Here is a 15,180-nt window from a genome sequence, read left to right as displayed (position 1 = left end):
GTAATATGTCAAGGTGCTTCTGGCCCATGACACCGAGGCCTCCCTCACGGCCGCCGTCGAGCTGGTCAATACGGGGGAGGACCCTGACACGCTGCTCACGGTGGAGGCGGTCGACCTCTGGTACGCGAGGCACCGCTACACCGGCCGCCGCGACCGCGACGACGCCGAGCTCGACGACCTGCGCGCGATCCGCCCGGTGCTGCGTCGCCTGCTCACGGCCGACCGCGACACCGCCGCCGCGATCGTCAACGACATGCTCGCCCAGGCCCACGCCGTGCCCCGGCTGCTGCGCCACGACGGCATCGACTGGCACATCCATGCCGTCTCGGCCGACGAGCCGCTGGTGCGCCGGGTGGTGGTCGAGACCGCGATGGCGATGGCCGACCTGGTGCGCGGCGACGAGATGTCCCGTCTCTCGGTTTGCGCCGACGACACATGCGAGGGTGTCGTCCTCGACCTGACCCGCAACCGCTCCCGCCGCTTCTGCAGCACCGCCTGCGCCAACCGGGTCGCGGTCGCCGCCTACCGCGCCCGCAAGAAGAGCTGATTGCGGCATCCCGCAAATCCGCCGCGCCCGGCACGCATTCGTTGACCGTCCGAAGTGGTTGGACGCACGCTGCGACCGTCATCGTCGAACCTGCCGAAGCGGAGGCATCATCATGCGTGTTTCTCGGTTCTTCGCCGTCCTGGCGACCCTCGGATCGCTCGCGCTCGCCACACCGGCGGCGGCCGCGCCACCGGGCGCACCGGCCGGCGCGGCCGCGGCAACGGCCGCCTTCTCGGTGCCGGTCATGCGCAGCCTCGATGCCGACGCGGCCGGCAAATGCCTGGACGCCTACAACTGGGGCGCCGGGCCGTGGGTGCAGATGTATCCGTGCCACGGCGGCGCCAACCAGTACTGGACCTTGTACAAGGGTTACGGCAACGGCACGTTCGACGTCTTCTACACCTACAACGGCGTGAAGAAGTGCCTGGACGGGGTGGCGGGGCACGGCCAGCAGCTGACCGTGTGGACCTGTGACCGCACCACCGGGCAGCGTTTCCGGCAGCGCGGCTCGGAGCCGTGGGAGATGGTGCTGGAGAGCGTGCGCTACCCGGGCGAGTGCCTGGACGTCTCCGACTGGGGCCGGGGCTCCGCGGTGATTCTGTTCACCTGCAATCTCTCCCCGAACCAGGGTTGGTCACGGGCGTACTGAACCGGCCGGCGCCGGCGGTGCGGCCGTCGACTGGCGGATCCGTAGCGAGGGACTGATCACCACCCGATGGGCCGGGCGGTCGGGGTCGGCGAGCCGATCCGCGGCCAGCCGCACCGCCGCCCGCCCGATCGACCCCCGCGGCGGCCGCACCGCCGTCAGCGCCGGGCTGAACAACCCCGCCACTGCGTCGTCGTAGGCCACCACCGAGAGGTCACCCGGCACCGTGAGCCCGCGATCTTCGCACCGCTGTACCAGCGCGATCGCCTCGGCGTCGGCGTGGACGATCAGCGCCGTCGTGCCCGTGGCCCGGCAGCGGTCGAGCGCCGCGTCGAGGGCCGCCGCGCACGAGGGCACGGCCGCGTCGGGCACGAGGAATTCCACCGGGTCGACCTCGAGCGCCGCGAGCCATCCTCGGCGGACATGCGGCGTGGTCGGGCTGTGCTCGGCGAGCACCGCCCCGATGCGTCGATGGCCGAGCGACTGCAGATGCCGCACCGCCATCTCGGCGCCCAGCGCGTGATCGGTAACGACCGACTCGAGCACCTCATGATGCGGCCCCACGGTCGCGGTCCGCTCGAGCAGCACGACCGGAACCCCCGTCCCCGCCAGCCATTCGATCGTCCGGGCCGACGTGGGCGCGTCCATCCGCGGCGCCACGATCAGCGCGTCGACGCCCTGCTCGACCAGCCGGGTCAGCAGCGGCAGGTCGTCCTCCGACTCGTAGGACGACCCGCGCAGCACCACCTTCATGTCCAGCTCGCGCGCCGCTTCCTCGGCGCCCCGCGCGACATCGGGCCAGTAGTAGTCGAGCGACGGCACCAGCATCCCGATCGACTCGCCGCCGCCGCCTTCCGCGAGGTCGGAGGCGTCGGCGCCGGGCAGCGCCACCCCGCCGTGCACCCGCCGCACCAGGCCTTCCGACGCCATCTGCGCGATGTCGCGGCGAATCGTGACGGCCGCCGCGCCGAGCTCGCCGGTGAGGTCGGAGATGCGCAGCACGCCGTAGCGCTGCAACGCCTCGAGCAGCCGGGCGCGCCGGGCGACCTGGAGTGGCCCGCGCTTGTCTGAGGTGCTCACCGCTGCTCCTTGATGGTCAGGTCGAGGGTACCGATCGGGCCCAGGCCGGTGACGTCCACGTCCATCCTGACCAGGCGCGGACCCCACACGGCGCTCAGCATCGGGTCGTCGAGCTCGCGCACGGTCAGGGTGCACGGGACGGCCGGCGCCCAATCGAGCCGCAGCGTCCCGCCGTCGGACTCGATCACCGCGCCACCTTCACCCAGCGTCACCGACCCGGCCACCACCAGATGCAGCACCGTGCGCCCCGGGCCCGGCGCCAGCTCCCACGAGTCGCGCACGACAACCACGTCGTGGTCCAGCCGGGCGGTCCGCTTCCAGCTCTTCACCAGACCTTTTTCGTACGTCGGCGCAAGCTCCAACGTCAGGGAGGCCTCGGTGGCGCCCGCGTGTCCGGCGCCGTGGGATCGCCCCGGAGACTGCGCCGAGTCACGAATCGTCGGCGTGTTGTGCCACGAGCTCTGCATCGTCCAGATCTCGTACCGCCGGGGCCCGAACGTCTGCGCCGTGTACGTCGGCCTTCCCGGGTCGACCAGCACCGGCACCCCACCCAGGGCCACCACGAAACTGCCCACGTCGTTGTGGTTGTGGTTCTCGCCGTTGTGCCCGCCCTTGACCGCGAGCGTGAGCCGTTCCGACCGCACGATCAGCACCTGGGTCGACGGGAACCACCCCCTACCGACCGGTCGGTAAGGGCCCGGCTTCGCCGACGCCCACGCCGGATCGGTGAGCGCCCGCAGCAGAAAACCCAGACCCCACGTCTCGGTGGCGTCCGCACGATGAGCCAGCGCGTGCGCCGCCGCCGTGCTGTCCCCGACCCGCACCGCCGCCCGATGCAACGCGTCCCATGGCTGCTCGCGTGACGGCCGCGCCGGCCCGTCGGCGTAATTGAGATACCAGTCCCCGCCCAGATGCACGCGATGCGGGAACGCCACCACCTCGCGCAGCGCATGGAACGGCTCATCGCCCAGCGTGCCGCCGCTCGCGTAGATGAGCAGGTCGAGCGCCTCGAACAACCGGCAAGCCCCCTGCCACCAGTACGAGTATCCCTCGTCGACCGCCCCGTCCGGCGGAAGCGACGCCGCGTACCGATCGAGGCCCTCCACCACCCGCGCCACGATCGCCGCCCGCCGCACCGGATCGTCGACCAGCTGCAGGGCCGCCACCAGCACGTTCGAGTGGATCCACGGATTCCAGTTGTGCACGTCGCCGACGAGCCCGAGCCAATGCCAGTCGAGCCGCCTCTCGAACGGCGTCAGCACGCGGCGATCGGCCTCGTGGCGGATTCGCTCCCGCAGCCCCGGAAACGATGCGGAGAGCTGAGCGCCGAGCAGGTGGTCGAGCCAGGCCAGTTGCCCGGCGACCTCGCCCGCGCCCAGGTCGAGGCAGGGGTCGGTGACCGTGGGCACCACCGCGCCGTGCCGCTGGAGGGTGTCGTCGTGCGCCGGCCAGCACCAGCTGCTCTGCTCGCACAGCAGGGTCACGCCGTCGGCGACCTCGTCGATCCACGCCGGATCGGCGGTCACGGCTGCCATGATCGCGGCCCGGCTCACCCGGTATTCCCGCTCCCAGACGACCTGTTCGTAGCCGGCCCGGTCACCGTCGCGGAAATACCTCGCGTAGGCGCTGGCCAGCGGCGTAGGCCAGGGCGTGCCCCGCTCGGCCTCGGCGCGGGCCCGCAGCGCAGCGCTCGGCTCGAGGTTGCCGACCGGCGGTAGCGACCGCGCCAACAGGCGAGCGGTGATGGGTGGCCAGGCGGCGGCGAGCGGACCCATGTCACCTCCGAATGATCGAACGTGATCGTATCAGATCACTTCGGCGGAGAAAGGTTCGACAAAGTCTGAACATGGCGTTGACACGACCGATTCTGAGCGCTTAACGTCCCGGAAACCGAGCGGTACGAGCCTCCGGAGCGTGACGCGTGAGCGAGAACAGCGCCGATTGGTCGCGCGACGACTGGGTCAGGCTCGCCGACCGCATGCTCGCCGCGGCCCGCCGCCACGCCTCGCCCGGCCACGCCCGCATCACGTTCCCGGGCCCCGTGGGCGGCTACGGCCGCGCGATCGACGGCCTCGAGGGCTTCGCCCGCACGTTCCTGCTCGCCGGCTTCCGCATCGCGGGGGAGCGCGGCCACGGGATGGACGAGCTCGCCGACCGGTACGCGAAGGGCCTCGCCACCGGAACCGACCCGCACGCCCCCGAGGGCGAGCGCTGGCCCCGCCTCGACGAGCACGCCCAGGCCAAGGTCGAAGCCGCCTCGATCGCGCTGATCCTCGACCAGACCCGGCCCTGGATCTGGGACCGCCTCGACGAGTCCACCCGCCACCGGGTCGTCGACTACCTGTCACCGGCCGTCGGCGACGACACCTACCCGCGCATCAACTGGGTCTGGTTCCGGCTGGTCGTGCAGACGTTCCTGCGCAGCGTCGGCGGCCCGTGGTCCGGGCCCGAGATGGTCGCCGACCTCGCCACGCACGACAGCTTCCACCGCGCCGACGGCTGGCTCGCCGACGGCCCGGCCCGCGCGTTCGACCACTACACGGGCTGGGCGCTGCACACGTACCCGGTTCTCTGGGCCCGGATGACCGGCGCCGCCGACCTGGCCGCCTCCCGCCGCGCCCGCGACGTCGCCGCCCTCGACCGCTACCTGGCCGACGCGCTCGCGCTGGTCGGCGCGGACGGCTCCCCGCTGATCCAGGGCCGCAGCCTCGCCTACCGCTTCGCCGCCGCCGCGCCGTTCTGGGCCGGCATCCTCGCCGGCGTGCCCACGCACTCGCCGGGCGCGCTGCGGCACGCCGCCGACCGGATCGTCCGCCACTTCGCCGACCGCGGCGCTCCCGATGCCGACGGCCTGCTCCCGCTCGGCTGGCACCGCCCGTGGCCGCGGCTCGCCCAGTCCTACTCCGGGCCCGGCTCGCCGTACTGGGCGAGCAAGGGGCTGCTCGGCCTCGCCCTGCCCGCCGACCATCCAGTGTGGACGGCCCCGGCCGAGCCGCTCCCGATCGAGACCGGCGACTACCAGCGGATCGCCCGCGCCCCCGGCTGGCTGATCACCGGCTGCAAAGAAGACGGCGTCGTCCGGGTCGTCAACCACGGCACCGACCACAACGTCGAGGGCGCCACCACCGGCGACTCCCCGCTCTACGCGCGCATCGGCTACTCCACGGCCACCGCCCCGGTGCTCGACGAGAGCGGCTGGACCGACCCCCTCGACCAGTCGGTGGTGCTGATCGACGCCGAGGGCCGCCGAACCCACCGCACCGGCATGACGACCCTCGTCCTGCGGCACGGGGTCGCGGGCTCCGCCTCGTACGCGCATTGGGTCAAAGCCGATCCCGCTCAGCCCGACCACGGCGCCGGCCGGTGCGGCATCGCCGAGCCGGCTGGGCGGATCACCGTCCTCTCGCTCGTCCGCGGCCCCTGGGAGCTGCGCCTCGCCCGGGTCGACGAGCCCGCCCCGGCCGCCGAGCGCCTGCGGATCGGCGGCTGGGCGGTCACCCGGCACCACCACAGCCACCTCGTGCCGGTGCTGGGCGAGGGGACGCAAGGACACGACACGCACGACGACGGTCCGCTGGGCGGGCCGGTCACGGTTCCGTGGCTCGACCACCCGGTGCTGCCGGGGGTCTGGGTCGCGGCGCTCATCGCCCTGTCGACGGAGGCCTCCCCACCACGTTGCGAGGCGCAGCTCACCGCGGACGACGTCGAGGTCACCTGGCCCGACGGCGTGCGCACAAGCACCCCTCTGACAAAGGAGAAAGGATGAAACGCTCACTCGCAGCGCTCCTCGGCGCCGCCGTGGCGATCCCCTTGGTCCTGTCCGGCTGCAGCGGCGACGACGAGGACTCCGCTTCCGGGCCGATCACGCTCACCCTGGCCGGCTGGAGCTTCGCGACCACGCCGGAGTTCAAGACCCTCGCGGACGGTTTCCACGCCACCCACCCCGACGTGACCGTCGAGCTCAAGGAGTACGACGCCGCGAACTACGACACGCAGATGATCGCCGACCTCGCCGCCGGCAAGGCCCCCGACATCTACGCCCAGAAGACGCTCAAGAACTTCTACACGTACCAGAACGGCAAGCAGCTGCTCGACGTGAGCGATGTCGCGCAGGGGCTGGGCGACAAGGTCGGCGGCATGGCCAACTACCAGGTCGACGGCAAGACCTACGCCATTCCGTACCGGCAGGACTCCTGGGTCCTCTATTACAACAAGACCCTCTTCGAGAAGGCCGGCGTCAAGGCGCCGGACGGGTCGTGGACCTGGGACGACTACGCGACTGCCTCGAAGGATCTGACCGGCAAGCTGAAGTCCGCGGGCTCCAAGGCGGTCGGCGACTACGAGCACGTGTGGCAGTCGACCGTGCAGGGCTTCGCGCTGGCCCAGAGCCAGGGCGCGAGCATCGAGAGCGCCGACTTCTCGTACCTCGAGCCCTACTACACCCGGGCCGTCGACCTGCAGAACGCCGGCGCCCAGGTGAAGTTCGGCGACGCCACCACCAACAACCTCACCTACCAGGCGCAGTTCGGCAAGCAGCAGGCCGCCATGATGCTGATGGGCTCGTGGTTCATCGCCACCCTGCTCAAGCAGCAGGCCGGCGGCGATGCCGACAAGTTCGACTGGGGCGTCGCCCCGGCGCCGCAGCTCACCAAGGCCACGACCGGGAAGTCGGCCACGCCGGTCACCTTCGGCGACCCGACCGGCCTCGGGATCAACCCCAAGCTCGGCAAGAACAAGGTCGCGGCGGCAAAGGCGTTCCTTTCGTACGCGGCCGGCGTCGACGGCGCGAAAGCGCTCGCCGGCATCGGCATCACCCCGGCCGACACCGACGCGGTCAAGGACACCTTCTTCCAGCTCCAGGGCGTGCCGCAGGACGAGCTGACGAAGTGGACGTTCGCGACCCACGACACCAAGCCGGAGAACCCGCCGGGCAAGTACACGGCGGCGCTCCAGAACATCCTGAACGACCTGCACACGGCCGTGATGTCGGGCAGCAAGCCCGTCGGCGCCGCCATCACCGAGGCGCAGGACCGAGCCAAGAACGAGGTCCTCAACAAATGACGATGCGATCGGCCCACCGCCGCCGGAGCGGCCGGGTGGTGCTGCGCGACACGGCGGTGGGCTGGTCGTTCCTGTTGCCGAACTTCGCCGGCTTCGCGGTGCTCACCCTCGTGCCGCTGGCGCTGCTCTTCTACTACGCGTTCACCAGCTGGAACGTCTTCGGCGGCGCGGAGTGGACCGGCCTCGAGAACTTTCGCCAGCTGCTGCACGACCGCAGCTTCCGCACCGCGCTGACCAACACCGTCTACTACACGGTCTTCCACATCCCGCTGACCCTGGTCGCCGCGCTCGGGCTGGCGCTGCTGCTCAACCGGAAACTGCGCGGCGTCGCCTTCTTCCGCACGGTCGCGTTCTTCCCCTACATCACCTCGATCGTGGCGCTGGCCCAGGTGTGGAACATGCTGTTCAGCCCCGGCTACGGCCCGATCAACCAGTTCCTGCGGGCGGTCGGCGTCGACCACCCGCCGGGCTGGACCACGTCGGCGGACTGGTCGATGCCGGCGGTCATCATCGTCGGCACCTGGCGCGAGGCCGGCTACTACATGCTGCTGTTCCTGGCCGGCCTGCAGACGATCCCGACCCAGCTGTACGAGGCGGCGAAGGTGGACGGCGCGAACGCGTGGCAGCGGCTGCGCGCCGTGACGCTCCCCGGGCTGCGGCCCACCACGTTCTTCGTGGTCGTGATGCTCACCATCGGCAGCTTCAAGGTCTTCGACCTGATCCTGGTGATGACCAACGGCGGGCCCGGCCAGTCGACGCTGGTGGTTTCGCAGTACATCTACCAGAAGGGCTTCATCGAGAACCAGCTCGGCTACGCGTCGGCGATCTCGATCGTGCTGTTCGCGATCTGCTTCGGCGTCACGGTCGTGCAGTTCCTGGTCAACCGGCGAGGGAGCGTGCGATGACGACGTTGCTGCAGGCCCCGCCCCAGCCTTCTCCGCCGCTGGAATCCCGACGGCCGGCGCGTTCCTTGAAGACCCGCATTCTGGGATACGTCGCGCTGATCGTCGCCGCCGCGGCCGTGCTGCTGCCGTTCTACTGGATGCTCATGTCGTCTCTGAAGGCGAACAACGACGTCTACACGATCCCGGTGCAGTGGCTGCCCGACCCAGTCGTCTGGAAGAACTACCTCGACATCTGGCAGAAGTCCGACATGACGACCTGGCTCAGAAACACGCTGGTCCTCTCGGTCGCGGTCACGTTCCTGCAGGTGCTGACCGGCAGCTTCGCCGCGTACGGTTTCGCGAAAGTGCGCTTCCCCGGCCGCAACGTGCTGTTCCTCGCCTACATCGGCACGATCGCGGTGCCCTGGCAGTCGTACATGATCCCGCAGTTCATCCTGTTCTCGAAGCTGCACCTGTCGGACACCCTCTGGTCGATCATCGCGCTGCAGGCGTTCAGCGCCTTCGGTGTCTTCCTCATGAAGCAGTACTACGAGTCGATCCCCGACGAGCTGCTCGACGCCGCCCGGATCGACGGCATGAGCGAGTACGGCATCTGGCGCCGGATCATGCTGCCGCTGTCGGTGCCGGCGATCGCCAGCCTCGGCCTGCTCACCTTCGTCAACACCTGGAACGACTACCTCGGGCCGCTGATCTACCTGCGCAACCACAACCTCTGGACGATACAGATCGGTCTGAAGACGTTCGTGACCAGCTACAACGCCGAATACGCGCTGATCATGACGGGGTCGGTGCTCTCGGTGCTGCCGATCGCGGCGATCTTCCTGCTCGGGCAGCGATATTTCGTCGAGGGCATCGCGACGACGGGACTCAAGGGATGATCGGGCGGATCTTCGATGTGGTCTACGTCGGGCTGATGACCAACATCCTGCTCACGGCGGCCTGCCTGCCGTTGGTGGTGCTGCTGGCAACCACCGATCCGGGACGGTCGTGGCCGCTGCTCGCGCTGCTGGCGCCGCTGCTCGGGCCGGCGTTGTGCGGGGCTTTCGCGGTGCTCTCCGATTTTGGGGCGGGAAGTCCGGTCCGGACCTTCATCAGGGTCTGGCGTGCGTCGGCGCCCCGCGCTCTCGCCGTGGTCGGCGCCTGCTCGGCGATGGTCGTGGTGCTGGCCGTGGATTGCCGCTGGGCCCTCGGGCATCCCGCCGGCGCCCTGGCCATCCCGCTGCTGGTCGTGGCGATGGTGCTGGCCGTGGCGACGACCCTGCTGGCACTGGTGGTTCTCTCCGAAAGACCAGGCGTTCGCGTACGGGATGCCGCACGCGTCTCCGTCTACCTGGCCGTCCGGCACTGGTACCTGACGTTGTTCTCGCTCGCCGTGCTGGCCGTCTTCCAGGCGCTTCTCGCGGAACGCCCGGCCCTCGCGCTGGGGCTCGCCGCGGCGCCGTTGCTCTACGTGGTGTGGGCGGGGAGCCGGTTCTCCCTCCATCCGGTACTGACGAAAGGACATTCATGACGGCGATCGACGTCCGGCCAACGCCCGACGCCGAGGCGGTGGCCGCCGCGGTGGCGGCCGCCCTGCGCACGATCGACGCGAACCTCGCGGCGTTCGGCGACCGGTACCCCGGCGACACCACCATTCGCGGGCGGTATCGGCCGCGGGACGGAAACGTGGGGTGGACGACGAGCTTCTGGCCCGGGGTGTTGTGGCTGGCGTCGTCGCTGACCGGCGAAGCCCGGTACTCGGACGCCGCGGCCGCGCATGTGCCGTCGTTCGCGTCGCGCATCGCCGGGAAGGTCGACGTCGACACCCACGATCTCGGGTTTCTCTACACGCTCTCGTGCGTGGTGCCGTGGGAGCGCCTCGGCGATCAGGTCGCCCGGGCGGCGGCCGTCGACGCCGCGGCCCACCTGGTCACCCGCGTGCTGCCGGCCGCCGGGATCATCCAGGCCTGGGGCGACCTCGGCGATCCTCGCCAGCAGGGCCGGACCATCATCGACAGCCTGATGAACACGCCGCTGCTGTTCTGGGCGGGCTACTCCGACATCGCCCAGCGGCACGTGGCGCAGCTGCGCGACCACATCCTGCGCCCCGACGACACGACGTTCCACACCTTCTACTGGGATCCCGCGACCGGTGCCCCGCTGCGGGGCGAGACCGAGCAGGGCGACTCGGACGAGTCCTGCTGGGCTCGGGGGCAGGCCTGGGGGATCTACGGCTTCGCCCTCAACCACCGGCACACCGGCGACCCGACCTTCCTGGCCGCGGCCCGGCGCTGCGCCGACCGCTTCCTCGCCCACCTGCCGGCCGACGGCGTGCCCTACTGGGATCTGGTCTTCGGCGACGGCAGCGGCGAGGAGCGCGACAGCTCGGCCGCCGCCATCGCCGTCTGCGGCCTGCTGGAGCTGGGCGATCCCCGCTACCGTGAGGCGGCCCTGCGGATTCTCGGGTCGCTCATGGACGACTACGCCGACCCCGCCTCCGACGCCCTGCTGGCACACGGCGTCTACGACAAGCCCAAGGGGGTGGGCGTCGACGAGGGCAACCTCTGGGGCGACTACTTCTACCTCGAGGCGCTGACCCGCGTGACCCTGCCCGACTGGAACGACCCCTGGTGAGGATGCGATGGACTACCGGTACCACTGCGCCATCCCGGCCGCGCCCGGCCGCAACGAACTGCCCGTCAACCCGTGCGGCCTGCTCGACTTCGGCCTGCTCGTGCTCTCGCCTGGCCAGTCGTGGACGGGCGAGGCGGGCGACCGCGAGATCCTCGCCGTGGTGCTGGGCGGCCGGGCCGACTTCACGGTCGGCGGCTCGAAGTTCCCCGCGGTCGGCGGCCGCACCGACGTCTTCGCCGGCAAGCCCCACTCCGTCTACCTCCCCGCCGGTTGCACGTTCACCGTCGAGGCCGTGACGCCGGTCGAGATCGCCCTGCCCAGCGCGCCGAGCGACCTGGCCGTCGAGCCCTATGTCATCGAGCCCGCCCGGGTGGCCACCGGCCGCTGGGGCGCCGCCAACTTCGGCCGCGACTACCACCAGATCCTCACCGAGATCGCCCAGCCCGATCTGCCCGCGAGCCGGCTCATCGTCGGCGAGACCTACACCCCGTCGGGAAACTGGAGCACCTACCCGCCGCATCGCCACAAGTTCGACAACCTCCCGGCGGAGGCCGCCCACGAGGAGATGTACTACTTCCGCGTCAACCCCGGCGGCGGCTTCGGCATCAGCCGCGTGTACACCGACGACGGCTACGAGGAGAACTTCACCGTCCGCGACCACGCCATGCAGATGATGCCCTCGGGCTACCACACCGTCGTGAGCGCGCCCGGCTACACCACGTACTTCCTGTGGTTCCTGGCCGGCACGCAACGCACCCAGGGCGCCCACGAGGACACGTCGCTGTCGTGGGTGGGCCGCGCCGTCCCGACGCTGCGCGACCTCGGACTCTGACCCCGGTGATCCTCGACAGCTTCCGCCTGGACGGCCGCGTGGCCCTGGTGACCGGCGGCAACCGGGGCCTGGGCCAGGCGGCCGCGGTCGCCCTGGCCGAGGCCGGCGCCGACATCGCCCTGCTGACCCGGGGCGACCCCGCCGAGTCCCGCACCCGCATCACCGCCCTGGGCCGCCGCGCGACCCACGTCCACTGCGACCTTTCGTCGGCCACGCCGGCCGACCTGGCCGCCGCGGTCGAGGAGGTCCGCCCCGACATCCTGGTCAACAACGCGGGAATCATCCGCCGCGCGCCCGCCGCCGAGGTCACCGCGGCCGACTGGAACGACGTCCTGACCGTCGATCTGACCGCGGTCTTCCACCTCTCCCAGGCGGCCGCCCGCCACATGCTCCCGGCCGGCCGCGGCGCCATCGTCAACGTGGCCTCGATGCTGTCCTTCCAGGGCGGCATCCGGGTCCCCGCCTACGCGGCGGCCAAGCACGCGGTCGTCGGGCTGACGAAGGCACTGGCCAACGAGTGGGCCCCGCACGGCGTGAACGTCAACGCGGTCGCACCCGGCTACATGGCCACCGACAACACCGCGGCCCTGCGCGACGACCCGTCCCGCTCCGCCGAGATCCTCGCCCGCATTCCCGCCGGTCGCTGGGGCGCCCCCGGCGACCTGGCCGGCGCCGTCGTCTTCCTGGCCTCGGATGCCGCCCGCTACGTCCACGGCATCGTCCTCCCGGTCGACGGGGGCTGGCTGGCGCGCTGACAACGCGGCCGCGCCATCCGCGACGGCCACTGCTGCCGCGACCCGGACGCTAGAGCAGGCCGTTGCGGCGGGCGGCGAGCACGGCCTCGGTGCGGCGGCCGGCGCCCAGCTTGCGATAGACCGCGCGCATGTGCGCCTTCACGGTGTTGACCGACAGGCCGAGGTCTCCCGCGATCTCGGCCGCCGTGAGCATCGTCGTCAGGTAGCGCAGGATCTCGGTCTCGCGCGCGCTGAGGCTCTCCGCGAGCGTGCCGGCGTCGTCGCGCCCGCCCCGCAGCTCGTCGACGAGCTCCGCGGTGGCCGGGTCGAGCATTCGCAGCCGCTGGAGCAGGCCGTCGAGCCGGGGGCTGGCCAGGACGGTGAAGGGACGCCGGATGCCCTGCTCGGCGGCGAGGGTGACCGCCTCGGCGAGCACGTCGGTGGCCCGGACGCCGTGCCCCCGCGCGTCGGCGACGAGCGCCGTCAGCACGCCGGCCTCGGCGCGGGTGACGGTGTCGCGCTCGGGGACGGCGAGGCCGTCGAGCATCACCTCGGCGCGCCGGTTGTTGCCCAGGGCGTACGCGGCGCGGGCGAGGCAGACCCGCGCGGCGGCGCCGAGCGGCAGCCATTCGGGGGCGCGCCGCTCGACCAGCTGCGGCCGGTCGTCGGCGAGCTCGAGCTGGGCCTCGCCGAGGGCCAGCCACGTGTCGAGCGCGGGCACGCGCAGGCGCGGCGGCGGGTCGCGGCGCGCCTCGTCGAACAGCTCGCGGGCGGCGGCGTGCTCGCCGCGTGCCGTCGCGAGCCGGGCCCGGACCCCGAGGACGACCAGGCGCTGGGCCGCCTCCGGGTCGCTGAGATGGGCGCGCTCCCCGTCCCGGGCGGCGTGCGCGGCGGCGGCAAGGTCGTTGCGCTCCAGCTTGGCGAGGGCCCGGGCCAGGTGGGCGGCGACGGTCTGCAACGTGTACCGCCAGCCCCGCCGATCGGCCAGGTCGACGGCGCTGTCGGCGAGCCGTGCCGCCTCGTGGACCGAGCCGTGCATCGCCTGCAGCAGCGCGAGGTGGCCGGTCGCGTTGATCTCGGTCAGCTCCACGCCGGCCGAGCGGGCCGCGCTGGATCCGGCCCACAGGTCACGCTCCGCCTCGTCCGGGCGCCCGGTCCACATCAGCGCCAGGCCGCGGTTGTTCAGCGCGATGGCCCGGCCCTGCGCCAGGGCCGGCGCGGGCGCCGACCGCGCGACGGCGAGCAGGTCCAGCAGGCGGCCGCTGCCGGCGATCACGGCCGGCATGTCGCCGGCCGCCCGGTCCGCGGCGAGCTGGAGCCCGTACGCCATGATCTCGACGGGTTCCCGCGGGCCGGACGGCCGGGTGCGCAGCAGCGTGCGGGCCGCGTCCAGGCGGGCCGGGATGGCGTCGTAGTCGCCGGCGTGGAACAGCAGGAGCGCCGCGCAGATCATCAGCTCGGGCGTCGCGTGCAGCCGCTCGGCCGGTATGGCCCGCAGGATCCGGACGAGCGCCGCGCGGTGCGCGGAGACCATCAGGGTGCCGGCGCTCGTGGCCACCAGCCTGCCGACGTACGGCCAGTCGCCCGCCTCGACGGCGTGGGCGAGGGCCTCCAGCACCGAGTCGTTCGCCGCGTGCCAGCGCGCCGCCCGGCGGTGCAGCTCGGGCACCGTGCCCGGCGTCTCCAGGCTCAGCCGGTGCCGCAGGACGTCGCGCAGCAGGTGGTGGTAGCGGAACCACAGCGGTTTGGCGCCGAGGCGCAGCACAAAGGTGTTGTCGCGCTCCATCTGTTCGAGCGTGCGCTGGCCGTCGTCGCCCTGGGTGATCGCGTTGACCAGCCCGGCGCAGAGGCTCTCGCAGATGCTGGTCTGGAGCAGGAACCGGCGCTGCCGCCGGGTGTGGTCGGCCAGCACCTCCTCGGTCAGGTAGTCGTCGACCGAGCGCACGTCCCCGGCGATGTCCGCGATCGTCGCCTTCCCCTTGTGGGTGGCGAGGAAGGCGGCGCTCAGCTGGAGCCCGGCCGCCCAGCCCTCCGTGCGCTCGACCAGCGTGGACAACTCCTCGCCAGTCAGCGTGAGCCCGTGCCCGGCGACGAGGTCGGCCGCTTCGTCGCGGGTGAAGGACAGGTGCCCGGCGCCGATCTCGGCCAGCTGCCTCGCGGCCCGCAGGCGGTGCAGGCGCAGCGCCGGCTCCGCCCGGCCGACCAGCACCACGCGCAGCGCCGGCGGCAGCCGGGTCAGCAGCCGGCCCAGTTCCCGCAGCACGTCGGCGTCGTCGATCTCGTGGACGTCGTCGATCACCAGCACGGTGCCGGACGGCAGGCGGGCCAGACCGGCCGCGAGCCGGCCGCCGCGCTCGGCGTCATCGGCCGGGACGGAGCCCAGGTCGGCGAGGGGGTTGTCGTCGGTCACGGCCCCGGCCACGCGCAGCGCCGCCAGCACGTACGCCCAGAAGATCTGCGGATCGTTGTCGTGGGGGTCGAGGCTCAGCCACGCGACGGGCTCGCGCCGGGCCTGGGCCCAGGCCGACACCGCCATCGTCTTGCCCCAGCCGGCGCCCGCGCAGACCATCGTCACCGGCCGGCCCGAGGCTTCCTCGAGCAGCCGGGTCAGGTGGGCCCGGTCGACGCCGGCCCGGATCATCCGAGGACGTGATGTCTTGGCGGCGACAAGCGGCAGCACGCACAAGCTCCGTTCCCCGGCCCGACTCACCCAGCGGCACACATTGCCATCTCGGCGCCGCGGTCACATCATCCGAATCGAA

General features: G+C 71.9%; 13 protein-coding genes. 10 read left to right on the top strand and 3 right to left on the bottom strand.

What is annotated here, in order from left to right:
* The first annotated feature begins 13 nt into the window (after positions 1–13).
* Entirely contained in the window at positions 14–547 is a 534-nt protein-coding gene (locus ACIA5D_RS40140) for a CGNR zinc finger domain-containing protein (RefSeq protein WP_396035762.1), read from the top strand.
* Positions 548–659: 112 nt separating this feature from the next.
* On the top strand, positions 660–1,196 hold the full coding sequence (locus ACIA5D_RS40135) for an RICIN domain-containing protein (protein ID WP_396035761.1): 537 nt from the start codon (positions 660–662) through the stop codon (positions 1,194–1,196).
* On the opposite strand, the gene ACIA5D_RS40130 is transcribed toward ACIA5D_RS40135, so the two are convergent.
* Together ACIA5D_RS40130 and ACIA5D_RS40125 are read right to left on the bottom strand one after the other, a co-directional pair.
* On the bottom strand, positions 1,182–2,273 hold the full coding sequence (locus tag ACIA5D_RS40130; RefSeq protein ID WP_396035760.1) for a substrate-binding domain-containing protein: 1,092 nt from the start codon (positions 2,271–2,273) through the stop codon (positions 1,182–1,184). The genes ACIA5D_RS40135 and ACIA5D_RS40130 overlap by 15 nt on opposite strands.
* Entirely contained in the window at positions 2,270–4,048 is a 1,779-nt protein-coding gene (locus ACIA5D_RS40125; protein ID WP_396035759.1) for a heparinase II/III family protein, read from the bottom strand. The genes ACIA5D_RS40130 and ACIA5D_RS40125 overlap by 4 nt, the downstream gene beginning before the upstream one ends.
* A 146-nt stretch (positions 4,049–4,194) precedes the next feature.
* On the opposite strand from ACIA5D_RS40125, the gene ACIA5D_RS40120 reads away from it, so the two are divergent.
* From ACIA5D_RS40120 to kduD, 8 genes are read left to right on the top strand one after another with little or no spacing between them, the layout of a single operon-like run.
* The gene (locus tag ACIA5D_RS40120; RefSeq protein WP_396035758.1) at positions 4,195–6,039 is read left to right on the top strand and encodes a DUF2264 domain-containing protein; all 1,845 of its coding nucleotides are present in this window, start codon (positions 4,195–4,197) and stop codon (positions 6,037–6,039) included.
* Positions 6,036–7,334: an ABC transporter substrate-binding protein gene (locus tag ACIA5D_RS40115; RefSeq protein ID WP_396035757.1), complete on the top strand. Its 1,299-nt coding sequence runs from the start codon at positions 6,036–6,038 to the stop codon at positions 7,332–7,334. Before ACIA5D_RS40120 ends, ACIA5D_RS40115 begins: the two co-directional genes overlap by 4 nt.
* The gene (locus ACIA5D_RS40110; RefSeq protein WP_396035756.1) at positions 7,331–8,239 is read left to right on the top strand and encodes a carbohydrate ABC transporter permease; all 909 of its coding nucleotides are present in this window, start codon (positions 7,331–7,333) and stop codon (positions 8,237–8,239) included. Before ACIA5D_RS40115 ends, ACIA5D_RS40110 begins: the two co-directional genes overlap by 4 nt.
* The gene (locus ACIA5D_RS40105) at positions 8,236–9,117 is read left to right on the top strand and encodes a carbohydrate ABC transporter permease (protein ID WP_396035755.1); all 882 of its coding nucleotides are present in this window, start codon (positions 8,236–8,238) and stop codon (positions 9,115–9,117) included. Before ACIA5D_RS40110 ends, ACIA5D_RS40105 begins: the two co-directional genes overlap by 4 nt.
* Positions 9,114–9,749: a hypothetical protein gene (locus tag ACIA5D_RS40100; RefSeq protein ID WP_396035754.1), complete on the top strand. Its 636-nt coding sequence runs from the start codon at positions 9,114–9,116 to the stop codon at positions 9,747–9,749. Before ACIA5D_RS40105 ends, ACIA5D_RS40100 begins: the two co-directional genes overlap by 4 nt.
* Positions 9,746–10,852 (top strand): glycoside hydrolase family 88 protein, encoded by a 1,107-nt coding sequence (locus tag ACIA5D_RS40095; RefSeq protein ID WP_396035753.1) that lies wholly within the window; start codon positions 9,746–9,748, stop codon positions 10,850–10,852. The genes ACIA5D_RS40100 and ACIA5D_RS40095 overlap by 4 nt, the downstream gene beginning before the upstream one ends.
* Before the next feature lie 7 nt (positions 10,853–10,859).
* Positions 10,860–11,684, top strand: a complete 825-nt coding sequence (gene iolB, locus ACIA5D_RS40090; protein WP_396035752.1) for a 5-deoxy-glucuronate isomerase — start codon at positions 10,860–10,862, stop codon at positions 11,682–11,684.
* A gap of 5 nt (positions 11,685–11,689) precedes the next feature.
* A complete protein-coding gene (kduD, locus tag ACIA5D_RS40085) occupies positions 11,690–12,439 on the top strand; it encodes a 2-dehydro-3-deoxy-D-gluconate 5-dehydrogenase KduD (RefSeq protein ID WP_396035751.1) in 750 nt (249 codons plus the stop codon).
* Between the two features lie 49 nt (positions 12,440–12,488).
* On the opposite strand, the gene ACIA5D_RS40080 is transcribed toward kduD, so the two are convergent.
* Positions 12,489–15,098 (bottom strand): LuxR C-terminal-related transcriptional regulator, encoded by a 2,610-nt coding sequence (locus ACIA5D_RS40080; protein WP_396035750.1) that lies wholly within the window; start codon positions 15,096–15,098, stop codon positions 12,489–12,491.
* Positions 15,099–15,180: the final 82 nt, after the last annotated feature.

Source organism: Actinoplanes sp. NPDC051513, from assembly GCF_044454685.1.
Classification (GTDB): Bacteria; Actinomycetota; Actinomycetes; order Mycobacteriales; family Micromonosporaceae; genus Actinoplanes.
Note: the sequence above shows the minus strand (reverse complement) of the source record. Positions and strands in the feature narration are given on the sequence as shown.

Coding starts and splice junctions, on each gene's coding strand:
- ACIA5D_RS40135 (WP_396035761.1), top strand. CDS start 660: ATGCGTGTTTCTCGGTTCTTCGCCGTCCTGGCGACCCTCGGATCGCTC.
- ACIA5D_RS40125 (WP_396035759.1), bottom strand. CDS start 4,048: ATGGGTCCGCTCGCCGCCGCCTGGCCACCCATCACCGCTCGCCTGTTG.
- ACIA5D_RS40115 (WP_396035757.1), top strand. CDS start 6,036: ATGAAACGCTCACTCGCAGCGCTCCTCGGCGCCGCCGTGGCGATCCCC.
- ACIA5D_RS40110 (WP_396035756.1), top strand. CDS start 7,331: ATGACGATGCGATCGGCCCACCGCCGCCGGAGCGGCCGGGTGGTGCTG.
- ACIA5D_RS40105 (WP_396035755.1), top strand. CDS start 8,236: ATGACGACGTTGCTGCAGGCCCCGCCCCAGCCTTCTCCGCCGCTGGAA.
- ACIA5D_RS40100 (WP_396035754.1), top strand. CDS start 9,114: ATGATCGGGCGGATCTTCGATGTGGTCTACGTCGGGCTGATGACCAAC.
- ACIA5D_RS40095 (WP_396035753.1), top strand. CDS start 9,746: ATGACGGCGATCGACGTCCGGCCAACGCCCGACGCCGAGGCGGTGGCC.
- iolB (WP_396035752.1), top strand. CDS start 10,860: ATGGACTACCGGTACCACTGCGCCATCCCGGCCGCGCCCGGCCGCAAC.